At 28.4% G+C, this 16,664-nt stretch carries 14 protein-coding genes; 6 read left to right on the top strand and 8 right to left on the bottom strand.

Translation table 11 applies throughout. The features are described 5' to 3' along the window. The first annotated feature begins 24 nt into the window (after positions 1 to 24). The 6 genes from AC5LG6_RS08345 (at position 25) to AC5LG6_RS08320 (ending at position 6,835) form a co-directional block, all read left to right on the top strand. The gene (locus AC5LG6_RS08345; RefSeq protein ID WP_498586221.1) at positions 25 to 1,044 is read left to right on the top strand and encodes an OmpA family protein; all 1,020 of its coding nucleotides are present in this window, start codon (positions 25 to 27) and stop codon (positions 1,042 to 1,044) included. 146 nt (positions 1,045 to 1,190) lie between these two features. Continuing rightward, entirely contained in the window at positions 1,191 to 2,978 is a 1,788-nt protein-coding gene (gene lepA / locus AC5LG6_RS08340) for a translation elongation factor 4 (RefSeq protein ID WP_498586220.1), read from the top strand. An 11-nt stretch (positions 2,979 to 2,989) separates the two neighbouring features. Next, positions 2,990 to 3,562, top strand: a complete 573-nt coding sequence (locus AC5LG6_RS08335) for a ComF family protein (RefSeq protein ID WP_066219426.1) — start codon at positions 2,990 to 2,992, stop codon at positions 3,560 to 3,562. 34 nt (positions 3,563 to 3,596) lie between these two features. After that, entirely contained in the window at positions 3,597 to 4,202 is a 606-nt protein-coding gene (gene hisH / locus AC5LG6_RS08330) for an imidazole glycerol phosphate synthase subunit HisH (protein ID WP_498586218.1), read from the top strand. Positions 4,203 to 4,219: 17 nt separating this feature from the next. Continuing rightward, complete coding sequence (hisA, locus tag AC5LG6_RS08325) at positions 4,220 to 4,927, top strand: 1-(5-phosphoribosyl)-5-[(5-phosphoribosylamino)methylideneamino]imidazole-4-carboxamide isomerase (protein ID WP_129098145.1); 708 nt, start codon at positions 4,220 to 4,222, stop codon at positions 4,925 to 4,927. A 51-nt stretch (positions 4,928 to 4,978) separates the two neighbouring features. Next, complete coding sequence (locus AC5LG6_RS08320; protein WP_498586217.1) at positions 4,979 to 6,835, top strand: GGDEF domain-containing protein; 1,857 nt, start codon at positions 4,979 to 4,981, stop codon at positions 6,833 to 6,835. A 41-nt stretch (positions 6,836 to 6,876) separates the two neighbouring features. Here AC5LG6_RS08320 and AC5LG6_RS08315 read toward each other — a convergent pair whose 3' ends face one another. The 8 genes from AC5LG6_RS08315 to AC5LG6_RS08280 all read right to left on the bottom strand — a co-directional run bounded on the left by AC5LG6_RS08315 (position 6,877) and on the right by AC5LG6_RS08280 (position 16,599). Further along, positions 6,877 to 7,407, bottom strand: a complete 531-nt coding sequence (locus AC5LG6_RS08315) for a transglutaminase-like domain-containing protein (protein ID WP_498586215.1) — start codon at positions 7,405 to 7,407, stop codon at positions 6,877 to 6,879. A 79-nt stretch (positions 7,408 to 7,486) separates the two neighbouring features. Further along, positions 7,487 to 8,086, bottom strand: a complete 600-nt coding sequence (locus tag AC5LG6_RS08310) for a MarC family protein (protein WP_066219410.1) — start codon at positions 8,084 to 8,086, stop codon at positions 7,487 to 7,489. An 89-nt stretch (positions 8,087 to 8,175) separates the two neighbouring features. Next, positions 8,176 to 11,130, bottom strand: coding sequence for a MutS-related protein (locus tag AC5LG6_RS08305; RefSeq protein ID WP_498586214.1), 2,955 nt, complete (start codon positions 11,128 to 11,130; stop codon positions 8,176 to 8,178). Further along, entirely contained in the window at positions 11,130 to 11,549 is a 420-nt protein-coding gene (locus tag AC5LG6_RS08300) for a heme-binding domain-containing protein (protein ID WP_260874783.1), read from the bottom strand. Before AC5LG6_RS08300 ends, AC5LG6_RS08305 begins: the two co-directional genes overlap by 1 nt. A 2-nt stretch (positions 11,550 to 11,551) precedes the next feature. Next, positions 11,552 to 11,878: a thioredoxin family protein gene (locus AC5LG6_RS08295; RefSeq protein WP_260967591.1), complete on the bottom strand. Its 327-nt coding sequence runs from the start codon at positions 11,876 to 11,878 to the stop codon at positions 11,552 to 11,554. Between the two features lie 32 nt (positions 11,879 to 11,910). Beyond that, positions 11,911 to 13,464: a 2-isopropylmalate synthase gene (locus AC5LG6_RS08290; protein ID WP_498586213.1), complete on the bottom strand. Its 1,554-nt coding sequence runs from the start codon at positions 13,462 to 13,464 to the stop codon at positions 11,911 to 11,913. 286 nt (positions 13,465 to 13,750) lie between these two features. Beyond that, positions 13,751 to 15,778: an ATP-dependent zinc metalloprotease FtsH gene (ftsH, locus tag AC5LG6_RS08285; RefSeq protein ID WP_498586212.1), complete on the bottom strand. Its 2,028-nt coding sequence runs from the start codon at positions 15,776 to 15,778 to the stop codon at positions 13,751 to 13,753. 14 nt (positions 15,779 to 15,792) lie between these two features. Beyond that, entirely contained in the window at positions 15,793 to 16,599 is an 807-nt protein-coding gene (locus AC5LG6_RS08280; RefSeq protein ID WP_498586211.1) for a 50S ribosomal protein L11 methyltransferase, read from the bottom strand. Positions 16,600 to 16,664: the final 65 nt, after the last annotated feature.

Raw genomic sequence — 16,664 nt, 5'->3', positions numbered from 1 at the left:
GTAATTTAAAATTAAGGAAAATAAATGAAAAAAATATTACTATCTTCATTAGCTTGTGCATCTTTAGTACTTGCTGCAAATAGTGACTACAAATATGAAATCACTCCATTAATCGGTGGAGGATTAGGTGAAGGTAATCATAGTTTAGAAAGAAACTATGCAAATGCTGGATTAGCTTTAGGTTTTAATCAATCAGAGGATTCATTAATTGATCAATTTGAATTAGGTTTTTTAAGAACAGTTCAAGATGTTGATGGAAAAAATTCTGTAAGAAATCAAGATACTTCAATTACTAGAGTATTTGGTAACTTAGTTAAAGATTATGGTTTAACTACTGATTTATCTTTATATGCATTAGCAGGACTTGGAGTTGAGTTTTTTGATAATGAATTAACTAAACACCAAAAAGATGGTCTATTTGGAAACTATGGAGTTGGTTTAAAATATCAACTAACAGATGCAATGGCTTTAAAATTTGATTTAAGACATTTAATATCTGCACAAAACGGAGACAGCACTCTATTATATAACTTTGGTTTAGCTATTCCATTTGGTGAAAAAGCTGCAAAAGTTGCTCCTGTAGCTGCTCCTGCTCCTGTAGCTGCAAAAGCTGCTCCAAAAGATAGCGATGGAGATGGTGTTATTGATGAACTTGACAAATGTCCAGATACATTAAAAGGTGCAAAAGTTGATACTGTTGGATGTATGACTTTAATTAATTTAAATGTTAATTTTGATACAGCTAAATCAGAAATTAAAGATATTTATGGAACAAGAATTCATGATTTTGCAAAAGTTATGAATACAGACAAAAAATTAAAAGCTGACATAGAAGGGCATACAGACGCTGTTGGTTCAGTTAAATACAATCAAAAATTATCTGAAAGAAGAGCAGCTTCAGTTGTTAAAGCTTTAACAGATTTAGGTGTTGAAAAATCAAGATTAAAAGCTGTTGGATATGGAAAAAGTAGACCTATAGCTTCTAATGAAACTGCTGAAGGTAGAGCAGAAAACAGAAGAGTACACGCTGTAATGACTAAATAATTTAAGTTTTCTACTTAAATTTTCAAAAGGGGCTAGAAATTCTAGCCCCTTTTTTTATTATAAAAATTATTTAACAAAAAACTTACTACTTTTTAGATATAATCTTACCACTTTACAAATAATCTTTTAAAATTATAGGAAAAAAATTGCAAAAAAATATTAGAAACTTTAGTATCATAGCTCATATTGACCACGGTAAATCAACACTTGCAGATAGAATTATTCAAGAGTGTGGAGGAATAAGTGATAGAGAGATGAAATCTCAAGTTATGGACAATATGGATATAGAAAAAGAGAGAGGAATTACAATAAAGGCACAAAGTGTTAGGCTAAACTACACTTTAAATGGTGAAAAATATATTCTAAATCTTATAGATACTCCAGGACATGTCGATTTCTCTTATGAAGTAAGCCGTTCTTTAGCATCATCTGAAGGTGCTTTGCTTATTGTTGATTCAACTCAAGGTGTTGAAGCACAAACAATAGCAAATGTATATATTGCAATGGATAATGACTTAGAACTCCTTCCTGTTGTTAATAAAATAGATCTACCAAGTGCTGACCCAATGCGTGTTTTAGCAGAAGTTGAAGAGGCTATTGGAGTTGATTGTACAGAGCATAATTTAATAAGTGCAAAAACTGGTCTTGGAGTTAAAGATTTAATAGAGTCAATCATAAAAAGAGTACCTTCTCCAAATGGTGATGAGAATGCACCTACAAAAGCTTTAATCTACGACTCTTGGTTTGATAACTATTTAGGAGCTTTAGCACTTGTAAGAGTTTATGATGGAAGTATCAAAAAAGGTCAAACTTTAAGAATGATGAATACAAAAGTTGAACATCAAGTTTTAAGTTTGATGTATCCTCATCCACTAAAAAGAGAAGATACTTTAGAGATAAAAACAGGTGAAATAGGTATTGTTGTACTTGGACTTAAAACTTTAGATGGAATTGCTGTTGGTGATACAATGACTGATGCAAAAAATCCAACTAAAATGGTTATTGATGGTTTTGAACCTGCAAAACCATTTGTATTTGCAGGGCTTTATCCAATAGAGACAGATAAATTTGAAGATTTAAGAGAGGCTTTGAATAAACTAAAATTAAATGACTCTTCAATCTCTTTTGAACCTGAAAGTTCAATGGCTCTTGGAAGTGGATTTAGAACTGGATTTTTAGGAATGCTTCATATGGAAGTTATTAAAGAGAGATTAGAAAGAGAGTTTGATTTAGATTTAATAGCAACTGCTCCAACAGTTATTTATGAAGTTTTAAAAAAAGATGGAGAAAAAATAACTATTCAAAATCCAAGCGAACTTCCTGAGCCAAACTATATAGAGACAATTTTTGAACCTTATGTAAAATCTACAATTTTAGTTCCTGATGAGTTTTTGGGAAATGTTATAAAACTTTTAAATGATAAAAGAGGAATTCAATTAAAAATGGATTACATAGGAAAAAGAGTTCTTCTTGAGTATGATTTACCTATGAATGAGATTGTAATGGATTTTTATGATAAGTTAAAATCTACAACAAAAGGTTATGCATCTTTTGATTATGAACCTGTTGGATTTAGACCAGGAAACTTAAAAAAACTTGATGTTAGAGTTGCTGGAGATATAGTTGATGCACTATCTATTATAGTTCCTGAAGATAAAGCTGTTTCAAGAGGAAGAGAGTTTGTAAAAGCTCTAAAAGAGCTAATTCCTAGACAACTTTTTGAAGTTGCAGTACAAGCGAGTATTGGAAGCACAATAATTGCAAGAGAGACTGTAAAATCTATGGGTAAAAATGTAACTGCAAAATGTTATGGTGGAGATATTACAAGAAAAAGAAAACTTCTTGAAAAACAAAAAGAGGGTAAAAAAAGAATGAAAGCTATTGGGAAAGTAAATGTTCCACAAGAAGCATTTATGGCTGTTTTAAAAATCTAAAAGGTTTTATTTTGAAGTGTACAAGTTGTGACAAGTTATCTTTACAAATTATTTGTAAAACTTGTCAAACCACACTTCTTGCTCCAAACTTTTATAAAAAAGAACTAGAGAAAGATTTTTTTGTCTACTCTTTTTACGATTACAAAGATTTAGAAGATTTAATCCAAAGTAAATATCACTTTTATGGAGATAGAGTTTTTAATATTTTAGCTAAACTTAGTTTTAAGAAGTTTGCAGATAATTTTGAATTTACCCACCCTATTTTGGCTATTCCAATAGATGACCACACAAGACACGATTTCTCTCAAACTGCTATTTTGGCAAAGCATTTAAAAAGTTCTTTTATAAAACCAATTTTCAACACTTTAAAAGCTAAAAATATTGTCAAATATGCTGGAAAAAATTTAGAGTTTAGACAAAAAAATCCAAGAAAATTTATCTATAGTGGAGTAAAAAATTGTGATGTAATTTTAGTTGATGATGTAATTACTACAGGAACAACTATTTTAGAAGCTAAAAAAGCTTTAAAAAAAGAGGGTGTAAATGTTTTGTTTGCTCTTACTCTATGCTCATTTTTAAATTAATAAAAGATATAATCTATGCTTTAAAAGGATTTAGATGCTAGGAATAATAGACTACAATATGGGAAATCTGGCAAGTGTTTATAACGCTTGTTCAAAATTTACAAAAGATTTAAAAATTGTAAAAAATGCAGATGATTTAAAAAATTTAGACAAAATAATACTACCAGGAGTTGGAGCATATAAAGATGCTATGCAACATTTAGAAAAAAGTGGCTTAAAAGATGCTATTTTAGATTTTGCAAATAGTAAAAAACCACTTCTTGGAATTTGCCTTGGAATGCAACTTTTATTTGAAAGTTCTGAAGAGTTTGGATATACAAAAGGTTTAGGACTAATTGAAGGAAAAGTTGTGAAATTTGATAAATCAAAGATGAGTAGTGATTTAAAAATTCCACATATGGGTTGGAATAAAACAATAAATAAAGATAATCCACTTTTTAAAAATCTACAAAACCCATATTTATATTTTGTACACTCTTATCATGTTGTTACAGATGATAAATATACAATAGCAACAACAAACTATGGATATGATTTTGTAAGTGCTGTAAACAAAGATAATATTTTTGGATTTCAACCTCATCCTGAAAAGTCTCATAATAATGGACTTAAAATATTAGAAAACTTTATAAATTTATAAATATTAAAAGGAAAATTATGGATATATTACCAGCGATTGATTTAAAAGATGGAAAAGCTGTAAGACTTAGCAAAGGGCTTATGGATAGTGCAAAAATCTACTCAGATGAACCATGGCAAGTAGCAAAAAGATTTGAAGAGTTAGGAAGTAAGTGGGTTCATATTGTTGATTTAAATGGAGCATTTGAAGGAAAACCAGCCAACTTAGAGCAGATTAAAAAAATTAGAGATAACTGCAATCTAAAAATTGAGCTTGGTGGTGGAATAAGAGATGAAAAAACTATTCAGATGTATTTAGAACTTGGAGTTGATAGATTAATTCTTGGCTCAATCGCTGTTAAAGATCCTCAATTTGTAAAAGATATGGCAAAAAAATATCCAATTGCTGTTGGAATTGATGCAATAAATGGAATGGTTGCAGTTGAGGGTTGGGCAGAAGTTTCAACAATGAAAGCTACAGACCTAGCACAAGAGTTTGCAAATGCTGGAGTTGAAGCGATTATTTGTACAGATATAAGCAAAGATGGTATGCTTTGTGGAGTTAATGTTGAATTTACAGAAGATATTGCACTTGCTAGCAATGTTTACACAATTGCAAGTGGTGGAGTTAAAGATATTGAAGATATCAAAAACTGTAAAGCAAATGGAAATATTGGTGGAGTAATTGTTGGAAAAGCATTTTATGAAGGTACTTTAGATTTAGAAGAAGCTTTTAAAATATTGTAATTCAATAAAATATTTGTAATTTTTTATAAAATTTCTAAAAAGGGAAAACAAATGAAGTCAAATACGAAAATAACACTCATCATTTTTTCAATGGTTATAATTTTAACTTCAATTATTGTTGTTTTAGTTGCAATTGGTTCTAGACAAATAGGATATGATGCTGTTAAAAAGAAAGCTTATTTAACAGCTGATATAGTTAAAAATTCTCTTACTTCACATATGGTAAATGGAAACATGGCACAAAGAGATGTATTTTTGGACAGTATTAGTCAGCTAAAAAATGTACAATCTTTGTGGCTAGTTAGAGCAAAAAGTGTTAGTGAACAATTTGGAAATTCAAATTTAGCAAATGAAAAACCAAAAGATGAGATTGATTTGCAAGTTTTAAATACAGGTATTGAGAAAATTGTAATCGAAGAGTCTTTATATACTGCGAATCTTAGAATTACAATTCCTTATACAGCATCTTCTTTAGATAGACCAAACTGCCTTTCTTGTCACAATGCAAAAGAGGGAGAAGTTTTAGGTGCTATATCTTTAAGCTTTGATATAAGTGAAGATAGAGGTTCAAATATTATGGTTTTAATTTATATTATTGGAACTATCTCTATATTTTTAATAGTTTTCTTAATTTTTATGAGAAAAAAGATAACTCCATATACAAACTCTTTTGATTCACTATCTGATGTATTAAAAAAAGTTCATGAAGGAGATTACTCTATTAGAGCAAATCCTGGTGTTTTAAAAGAGGATAAAGAGGTTTCAAATTGGTTAAATGAATTAATAGAAAAACTTGAAACAGTATTAACTGGAATTGAGAAAAATTTAACATCTTTTGTTCATAATAGAACATCAAATGTAAATCATGATAAATTAATTACAGCAAAAGAGATAATTGAAGATATTAGTGAAATTTATCACTATAAAAAAACTATTGAAAATGATTTAACTATTGATGATATTTATCATAGATTAATTCTTGTTTTAAAAGATAAATTAGAAATAAACTGTTTTGTGATTTTTGAGACTGATTTAGTAAAAGATGAGAGAAAAACTATCTTTGCAAGCAATGGTGCTATAGCTTGTTGTGATTTAAAACAAAATATTAAAGAGGCTTGTAGAGCAGAAAGAATAAACAGTATTGTATCTTCTGAAAACTTCCCAGAGATTTGTAGAGTTGCAAAATGTAAAGTTGATGAAAACTATATTTGTATTCCTTTTTATGTAAATGAACAAAAAAATATTGTAATTCATATTATTTCAAAATCTCAAGATGAGCTAAATAACCTAAAATATAAAATTGGGATTATCAAAAAATATCTTGAAGAGACTAAACCAATTTTAGAGAGTAAAATCTTAATGGAAGCATTAAGACAAAAAAATCTTACAGACTCGCTAACAGGTCTATATAATAGAAAATATCTAGATGAAATTGTAGAAAAACAACTAAATCTTGACATGAAAAATGGTGTTGTTTATGCGATTATGTTTTTAGATATTGATTACTTTAAAATGGTAAATGACACTTATGGTCATGATGTTGGAGATGATATTTTAAGAAAACTTGCAATTACTATGAAAAAATCAATCTCTTCAAATGAGACTTTAATTAGATATGGTGGTGAAGAGTTCTTAATCTTAATGAAAAATGCAACTCAAGAGAGTGCAAAAGAGTTAGCAAATAAAATAAATGCTGATTTCTCAAAAATCATATTTAATTATGGAGGAGATAGCTTTTCAAAAACTGTAAGTATTGGTTACTCTTTCTTCCCGACAGATACAGATCAATTCTGGAAATGTATAAAATATGCTGATATATCTTTATATGAGGCAAAATCAACAGGAAGAAACAAAGTGATTAAATTTTCAAAAGATATTTTGAAAAATGGGGATAAAATAGACTATTAAATTCTAATAAATTAGAATAATTTAAACTAGAGTATAAAAGATTATTTATACTCTAGACTCTCTATAACTAACTTTTTATTTGTAAATGGATTTATGATAGCTTCAATCTCTTCAATTTTATACTTTAAAGGAAAAGCTATTTTTGAATTTGTCGCAGTTGTTTCCAAAATATAGTATTTTTTATTATTTACATAAAGTGCTTTTTTATTTAAATTTATCCCTTCAAGATTTATTATCACAAAAATATGATTTGGAACTAGTACAAAATATGCTTCATAATCTTTAACTTTCAAAAGTGAAATAAGTAAATTTGACTTATCATCACAATCACCAAAATTTTGTTCAACCACTTTTTTTGGACTTTTTGCAGTACTTTCATTTATCTTATATGGAATTTGTGTTACAAAATCTAACATATTTTGAACTTCACATATAGAATCTTGTTTACAATTTTTTGTTAAAAAATCTGCTAACTTTTTTGTATAGTCATCTACTCTTACTTGATTTACATAAGTAGAATCTCCAATATCTGTAAACTGGTTTTTAACTATAAAAAAAGAGCTATAAATCATATAAAAAAGGTTTATTAAAAATATTATAGATATTAAAAATGATATATTTCTTAAACTTTTACTTTTTATAAACACTACACTATAAACCTAAAAAACTTTTTATTCCATCAAATATTAGTTGTGCAGATAACGCAGCCAAAAAAAGTCCTGTAATTTTTGATAAAATTAAAAGACCATTTTTGCCAATGAATCTCTCTATTAAACTAGATAAATATAGCATACAACCTATTAATAAGATTGCAAAAATAAGAGCTAAACTTCCAATAACTAATTTTGAAAAACTATTAAATTCAACTCCCATTACTAATAAAACTCCAATAGTTCCAGGTCCAATAGTAATAGGTAAAGCCAAAGGAACAACTGCCAAATCTGATAAATTTGTATCAGTTGGTTTTTGTCCATCTTTATTTCCATAAATTAACCCAACAGCCGTTAAAAATAGCAAAGCTCCAGCACCTATTTTAAACGCATCCAAAGTTATACCAAAAACTTTGAAAATATGTTCTCCAAAAAAGAGTAAAACTAAAGATATAACAACAACAGATAAAGTTACTTTAATTGCTAATTTTCTTTTCTCAATAAGTGTTGCATCATTTGTAATGGTTAAAAAAACAGTAAGTACAAAAAAGGGTGTCATAATAAAAAATATTTTAATAAAAGTTGAAATAAATAAATCCATAATTTTTCCTAAATAAGCTATATTTTTAAATTTTGCTTATTCTAGCTTTTATAGATTAAAATAGTGTTTAATCATTAAAAAATAGAGTTCTACTCTTCAATCATAGTGTAGTGAAGTTCTAGCCCTTTTGAAGTTGCTACAAAACCATTTACATTTATTTTACCCTCATGAACCATTTTATGATGAAGTTTACAAAGTGGGATTAGATTATATTTATGATTTGCATTTATATGTCCTATAAATCCATCTTTATTTGCTTTTTTCTGCTCTTGTATATGATGAACTTCATCACAAGCACGACCACATATTATACAAGTACTTGTATATAAATTACTATTATATTTAGAACTATTTTTTTGTGAAATTCTTTCAACTTTTGTATAGTCATCTGCTAATCTTTTTCTAATATCATTTGCAACATTTAAAAACTCTTTATCAATATACAAAGATTTTGCAAACTCCAAACCATATATAGATGAGCCACTACCAAAAGCTAATTTTCTATCAAAAATCAGTTTATCTTCATCATCTTTATACATAACAGATAGATGAAGACAAATAATATTTTTTAATTTCTCAATCTCAGGAATTTGTGGTAGTTGATGTAAATGTGTAGCAAAAACAAAAAGTGATTCAAGACGTGCAAGTTTCAAAATAGCACTTGCAACAATACTAAGACCACTTAAAGTCTCTGTACTATGACTTATCTCATCCCCCAAAATTAGAGATTTTTTACTAGCACGATTAAATATATTTTTTAAATCCATCATCTCAACTGCAAAACTTGATAATCCTTTTGAAATATTATCAGCACCACTAATTCTTGTAAAAATTGAGTCAAATATTGAAAATCTCATAGATTTACAAGGTACAAAAAAACCTGCTTGTGCTAAAATAACACTTATTCCAATAGCTTTCATTAAAGAAGATTTTCCAGAGCTATTTATTCCAAAAAGAAGTATTCCATGCATTTTATTACTTTGAAGATTTGTAGGATTTGAGTTTTTTACTATAATATTATCTTCATACTCTTTACTAACTAAATTTAATTCACCTAAAACAATATCATTTGTAACATAAACTCCCCTATCCTCATTTGCTTCAATTATTGGATGTCTAAGTTCTATTAGTTCTAAAAAATTCTCATCATCTTTGGTTTTTACAATTTTTGGACAAGTGTAGTTATATTTTTTACTAGTTTTTATATTTGAAACAGTTAAATCAACTTCAGCTATAAATACAACTAATTCACTTAAAAGTGTTGAAAACTTTTTTTCAAACTCAATAAGTTTCTCTTTAAATACAAGTTTATTTATCTCAACGATTTTTTTAAGATTATGAACATATTTATCTGAAATATCATCTGTTAAAGAGCAAGATAATTTTATACTGTTTGTTTGAGTTTTTATAGAAAAATCTTTAAAAAGTAGAAGTTTATCATCAATTATAAGATGAGATTTTAAAAGCTCCTCTTTTATAAGGTTATATCTATTTTTTGTTATTGAGATATAAAATCCTTCTTTATCAAGCCTATTAATTGTTACAAAACTTTTTTCATCTGATTTAAAAAAAGATAAAATATGATTTTTTAAAATTTCCAATTTATCCAAAAGTAGTTTATTTTCTCTATTTAAATCATCAATTTGAAGATTTACTCCGCTTGTTATCATATTTTCATCTACATCTTTTAGCATAAATCTTCCACTTATACTTAAATCAAAAGTAGAGTTAATAGATGCTAAAAAAGAGTTTATCTCATCACTACTACAAGGAGGAGTTATAAATTTATAACTCTCCATAAATTTTACAATCTCTTTTATACTTACCAAAGAGTCATACAAATAGTTCAACTCAAAAGGGTGCAGTCTTGATAGCTTTATTCTTCTTGTAAGCCTTTCTATATCGTAAATACTTGCTAATTCATTCTCTATTGGTGAGTGAAAATCATATAATTCTTTAGATAAATTGTATCTTCTTAAAAGCTCTTTTGAGTCTTTTATTGGATTTGTAATCCTCTCTTTTAAAAGTCTTTTACCCATAGCAGTTGAAGTATTATTTATTAATCTTATTAGACTTAAATTATGCGTTGTATCTATAATATTTAACTGCTCTAAAGCATTGTTTCCAATATATATGTATCTACTAACATCTAATTTTATTGGGTTTGATAGTTTTTGAATAATTGAACTATCATGAGCTATTACAAAGTCTATTAGAATTGCCAATGATTCTGTTGAAAGAGGAGATCTCTCCATATCAAGATGCTCTATTGGAGTTAGAAGTGACTCAATGCTAAAAACATTTTTAAAAAGTTCATTTTGATATGTAATTTTTGGTCTAAAGTTTCTTAAATGAAAACTTTTTAAATTTAACTCCAAATAGTCAATTATCTCTTTTTGATTAATATTTTTATCTGCTAGAGTAACTATAATTTCGCTAGTTTTGTGCATATTCATATAATTAAAGACTTCATCAAGTGCAAAAAACTTATCTTCATTTGTTCCAAAAACTTCGTTGTAATAACACTTTGCTGTTGTTACATCAATAGCACTATAACCTATTAGATAATTTCCTCTTACTTGATCAATTACAATTGAAGTTATAAAATTATCATCTTGCTCTACTACAAAATCAAAGTTTGTACCAGGACTTACAACAACATCCAAATATCTACTCACATTTGGAGGAGTTCCTTTTTGTCTTATTATTGCTATTGTATATTTTTGCTCAGCAATAATTCGTGCTAGATGTTTTTCAAATGAAATTGCTGGAACTCCAGCCATAATTGGATTCTCTTTTGAGTTTTCAAGTATTGATTTATTTTTTCTTGTTAATTGAATATTTAAAAGTTCTGCTATCTCTTTTGCTTTTCCTATCTTCTCTTTTTCATTATTTACTTCATAAACTTCAAAAAAAGTTCCAATTTCCATGAGAACTAAGGCATTTTCACCATATTTTTTATCAAATAACTCTTGAATCTTAAAATATGTGATAGTTAGAAGTTCATTTCTATTTTCTAAAAGAGCTGTTACTTCTTCTCGCACTATTTTCGCACTCCTGTCCAATCTCTAATTTTTTCTCTATCTTCTTTTGAAAGTTCTGCTTCAATGTGAGCCCACGTATAAGCTGGAAGAGGCATTGATGAGTGAGCTGTTCTATAGATTGCTTTTAATTTTTCATTTTTTTGTGTTTGAGTATATTTTTCCCAATTTGAAAAATTCAAAGCATTTACCCCCTCATTTGTATGATTTGCAACAACCCAAGAAAAAGGTGCAACATTTGAATACCAAGGGTAATTAATCTTATTTGAGTGGCAATCATAACAAGCTCTTACAAATATCTCTTTTATATCAGGAGGTAAAACTATCTCATATGTTTCATCTTCACTATATTCTACTTTTTGGGGTCTTATAAACTGCATCAATAGAAAAACTACAAAACAAATTATCAAAGCTCTTTTCATTTTTAAAATACCATCTCATATAATCTTTTTAATTCACTATTAAAAATATCTAAACTAATATTTCTACCATATCTTTTAAACTCTTTACCTTCAAAAAAGACCAAAATAGTTGGACTTGAAAAAATATTAAAGTGAGAAGTAATATCTAAATTTTGATTACTATTAATATAACATTGTTTCATTTTAGAAAAATTAAGAGAAATATTCATCTCTACTTTTGGTTTTAAAACTTGACAAACACTACAGTTTGTAGCTCCAAAATATAGCATTACAGCTTTAGAATTTTTTAAAATATCTAAAATTTCTTCTTTACTGTTTATTTCTATCATAATTAAAAAAAGATAGGAGAAATCCTATCTTTTTATACCTGATGCCCACAATTTTTAGTAAGTCTATTTTTTTGTGATAAATATGAGTTTAAAGCTCCAATATATGCTTTTGCAGTTGCAAGCATTGTATCAATACTTAATCCATGACCTACAAAAGAGTTGTTTTTATCTTCAAAAGTAACTCTAACTGTAACTTTTGCTAAAGCATCTTTCCCTTCACTAACAGATACAACTTTATAATCTTTTAACTCTCCTGCAAAACCAGTGATTCTATCTATTGTTTTAAAAATAGCATCCATAGTTCCATCACCTAAACCAGCATCTTTTATAATTTTATCTTCAAACTTAATTGAAACAGCAGCCATTGGTAAACCATCTGAGCAATCACTTATTTGTAAACCTACTAAGTCATAAATCTTATCGTGATTTAAAGCTTCATCAGTGATTAACATTCTAACATCATCATCTGTTATATCTTTTTTCTTATCAGCTAATGCTTTAAACCTTTCAAATGCACTATTTAACTCATCATCGCTTACACTATCAAAACCTAATTGTGCAATTTTATCTTTAAATGCAGCTCGACCTGAATGTTTTCCTAATATTAAAGTGCTATCTTTAATAACTCCAACATCTTCTGGTCGCATAATCTCATATGTCTCTTGATGTTTTAAAACACCATCTTGGTGAATTCCACTCTCATGTGCAAATGCATTTTTACCAACAATTGCTTTATTTTGTTGTGGTTCAACTCCTGTAATTGTTGCAATTAATCTTGAAGTTGCATAGATCTCTGGAGTATTAATAGATGTGTATAAATCACCAAAAACATCTTTTCGTACCTTTATAGCCATAACAGCCTCTTCTAAAGCTGAGTTTCCAGCTCTCTCACCTAATCCATTTATTGTAACTTCAATTTGTCTAGCTCCATTTAAAACAGCTGCTAAAGTATTTGCAGTTGCTAATCCTAAATCGTTGTGATTATGAACTGAGATTATTGCTCTATTACCTGCAAACTCGCTTAACTCTTTAACCATTGCACCCAACTCTGTAGGTAATCTATACCCAACAGTATCTGGTAAATTAATTGTAGTTGCACCTGCACTTATAACCGCATCCATCACCTCTTTCATAAAAGGAATTTCACTTCTTCCAGCATCTTCTAAAGAGAACTCAACATCATCTACAAAAGTTCTTGCATACTCTACAGCTCTAACAGCTCTTTTTATAACTTCATCTGGAGACATTTTTAATTTATATTTCATATGAATTGGGCTTGTAGCTATAAATGTATGAATTCTATGTTTTGGCGCATGAGAAACAGCCATACCAGCCTGTTTTATATCATTTTCAATAGCACGACTTAATGAACAGATGCTTGAATTTTTAATTGTTTTTGCAATTTGAGTAACTGCATCAAAATCCCCAGGACTTGCTGCTGCAAAACCAGCTTCAATAACATCAACTCCCAATTTTTCTAACTGTAAAGCAACCCTTAATTTCTCTTCTGTGTTCATAGAACAACCAGGGCTTTGCTCTCCATCTCTTAAAGTAGTATCAAATACAATAATTTTATTTTTATCCATAATATTTACCTTTTAAATTAACTTTTGATTATATCTTTTTTTAAATAAAAAAAGAAAAACAGATTTTTTAAAAACTTATTTAATTTTAAATTAAAATTTGAGTAGATTTAAGAGTAGTAAAGAAGAGTTTACACTTTTTAGAAAATTGCTTTTTGAAATAATAAATATTTTCATTTTACTCTCCTTTTTTAATTAGGTTGAAAGTATAATTTAATTTAATTTATTTGTCAAGGATAATTTTTATTATTTAGAAAATTTTTAGAAGCAAATTTGCTCCTAAAAATTATTATTTTTCAGATGGATTATCATCTTTATTTTCTATTTGAGTTTTATCAGATTTAATATCTTCTTTTAAATCACTTTTATCTAAACTATCGCTATGTAAATCTTCACCTTCAAAAACTTTTCCACCATGTTCTTTTATAATCTCTCTAACTCTTTCACCTGTAATTACCTCTATTTCAAGTAGTTCAGAAGTCATTTGTTCAATTGCATCTTTGTTATCTCTTAAAGCTTGTAACACAACTTGATATCTTTCATTTAAAGTAGTTTTTACATGATCATCTAAATCTTTTGCCATAGCATCTGAGAAATCTTTTTGAGTTTGTCCACCTAAGAACTGATTTGTTCTTCTTTCTAGTACCATAAGCCCAGCTATATCACTCATTCCATAAATAGTTGCCATAGATTTAATAATATTTGTAGCTCTCTCTAAATCATTTCCAGCACCTGTACTAATCTCTCCTATAAATACCTCTTCAGCAGCTCTTCCACCAAGTAAAACATCAACTTCAGCTATTAGCTCATGTTTTTGCATTAAATATTTATTCTCTTCAGGAGTATTTAGTGTATATCCAAGCGCTGCTAAACCTCTTGGAACAATAGATACTTTATTTACTTTTTTAGCACCTTTTGTAATTTCAGCCATAACTGCATGTCCACTTTCATGATAAGCAACAATTTTTCTCTCTTTTGGAGATATTCTTCTTGATTTTTTCTCTAAACCTGCTATTTGTCTCTCAACAGCCTCTTTAAAATCACTTGGCTCTACTTCCTCTTTATTTGCACGTCCAGCTAAAAGAGCAGCTTCATTTATAATATTTGCTAAATCAGCACCAGCAAGTCCTGCTGTCATCTTTGCAACCTCTTTTAAATCTACATCTTTTGAAATTTTTACATCTTTAATATGAACATTTAAAATCTCAATTCTTCCTTCATAATCAGGTTTATCAACTAAAACTTGTCTATCAAATCTTCCTGGTCTTAAAAGTGCTGGATCTAAAACTTCAGGTCTATTTGTAGCTGCAAGAACTATTACAGGAGCTGTTTCAGTAGAAAATCCATCCATCTCTGCTAAAAGTTGATTTAAAGTCTGCTCTCTCTCATCATTTCCACCCATTGGTCCGCCACTAGCTCTACTTTTACCAATAGCATCAATCTCATCAATAAAAATAATAGCAGGAGCTACTTTTTTTGCTTGTTCAAACAAATCTCTAACTCTACTAGCTCCAACTCCTACAAACATCTCAATAAATGCAGATCCTGAAACAGATAAAAATTGAACATCAGCCTCTCCAGCAACTGCTTTTGCTAAAAGAGTTTTACCTGTACCTGGAGGACCTACAAGTAATACACCTTTTGGAATTTGAGCTCCAAGTCTTACATATCTATCTGGTGCTTTTAAGAAATCTACAACTTCCCTAACCTCTTCTTTAGCCTCTTTATTTCCAGCCATATCATCAAATTTTACATTTGGTTTTTCAGAATTTATCATCTTTTTAGATGAACCAATTCCAAGGATTCCACCACTTCCGCCACCCATAGATTTTTGCATTCTTTTAACCAAAAACATCCAAATAGCAAAAAATAAAAATATTGGTAAAACCCATCCAAAAAGAATATCAGATAGAAGATTCTCTTCGCTTATTCCACCATAAGAGATACCACTTTTTTCCAACTCAGAAATTAATGTCTCATCAGGAACAACTCTTCTTGCTGTATAAGTAACTCTTTGCATTCCATCATTTTTACTAACAGCTCTAATTAGAGTATTTCCAATACCAACATACTCAATTTTTCCACTTACAATAAGTTTTTTTAACTCAGAATATGTAATTGTTTTGCTTACATTACTTCCATAAGCTTGAATATTTGAGTTTGTAGCGTTTGTTTCACTATCAGGAAAAATTGCTTTAAATGCAAAAATTGTTACAAGCGAAAATGCAACAAATATCAAAAGTGGATTATTGTTGAAAAAATTATTGTTATTATTTTGATTATTGTTTGGATTGTTATTTTGTTGTTTATTCATCATTATTTATATCCCTCTTATTTTTTAAATACCATTGTTACCCACTCATTTTTGTGAATAATTTTTAGCTCTTTTAAATTAGAAAATTTACTTAAAACTCTCTTTTCATGCTTATCTAAAATACCAGAAACTATTATAATTCCACCATCTTTTGTAGAATTTATCAAATCATCTGATATCATAACAAGAACATCTGCAATAATATTTGCCAAAACTACATCATATTTTTCTTTGGCAAAATTTACAGAGCCAATCCAAAAGTTATTTATCTTTTGATTGTTTAAAACAAAATTTGATTGTGTACTCTCTATACAAATTTCATCTGTATCACAAACATCAACAACTGCACCTTTTTTTGCCGCTGCAATTGCTAAAATACCACTTCCTGTTCCAACATCCAATAAGCTATCACCTTTTTTTACAAACTCATCAATTGCTAATAAACAAGAAGAAGTTGTTTCGTGGTGTCCTGAACCAAAAGCAAGTGCTGGATCTATTAAAATATCAATTTTTCCCTCTTTTGCTTCACTCCATGATGGTCGCACATAAAAGCTTCCAACTTCAACAGCTTGTATAGAGTCTTGATATTTTTTTATCCAATCTATACTCTCTTTTTTTTCACATTTTATATAACATTTTGTATTTAATGCTTTTGCAAATTTTTCAAGTGGTTCCTGAAAATCTTCAAGATTCTCTTCACTTCTAACAATTATTTCACCATCATTTTCTTCAATTGCATCATCTGTAAGTGATAAAATTAGATTTAAAAACAGTTCATAATTATCTTCTGGTTTTATTAGTAATTCAAAATACTCTTTTGACAAATAAAAATTCCTTTATATTTTTTTTAAAAACTTAATATTCTATCTAAATAACTTTTTAATCAAAT

This window comes from Arcobacter thermotolerans (genome assembly GCF_983172305.1).
Note: the sequence above shows the minus strand (reverse complement) of the source record. Positions and strands in the feature narration are given on the sequence as shown.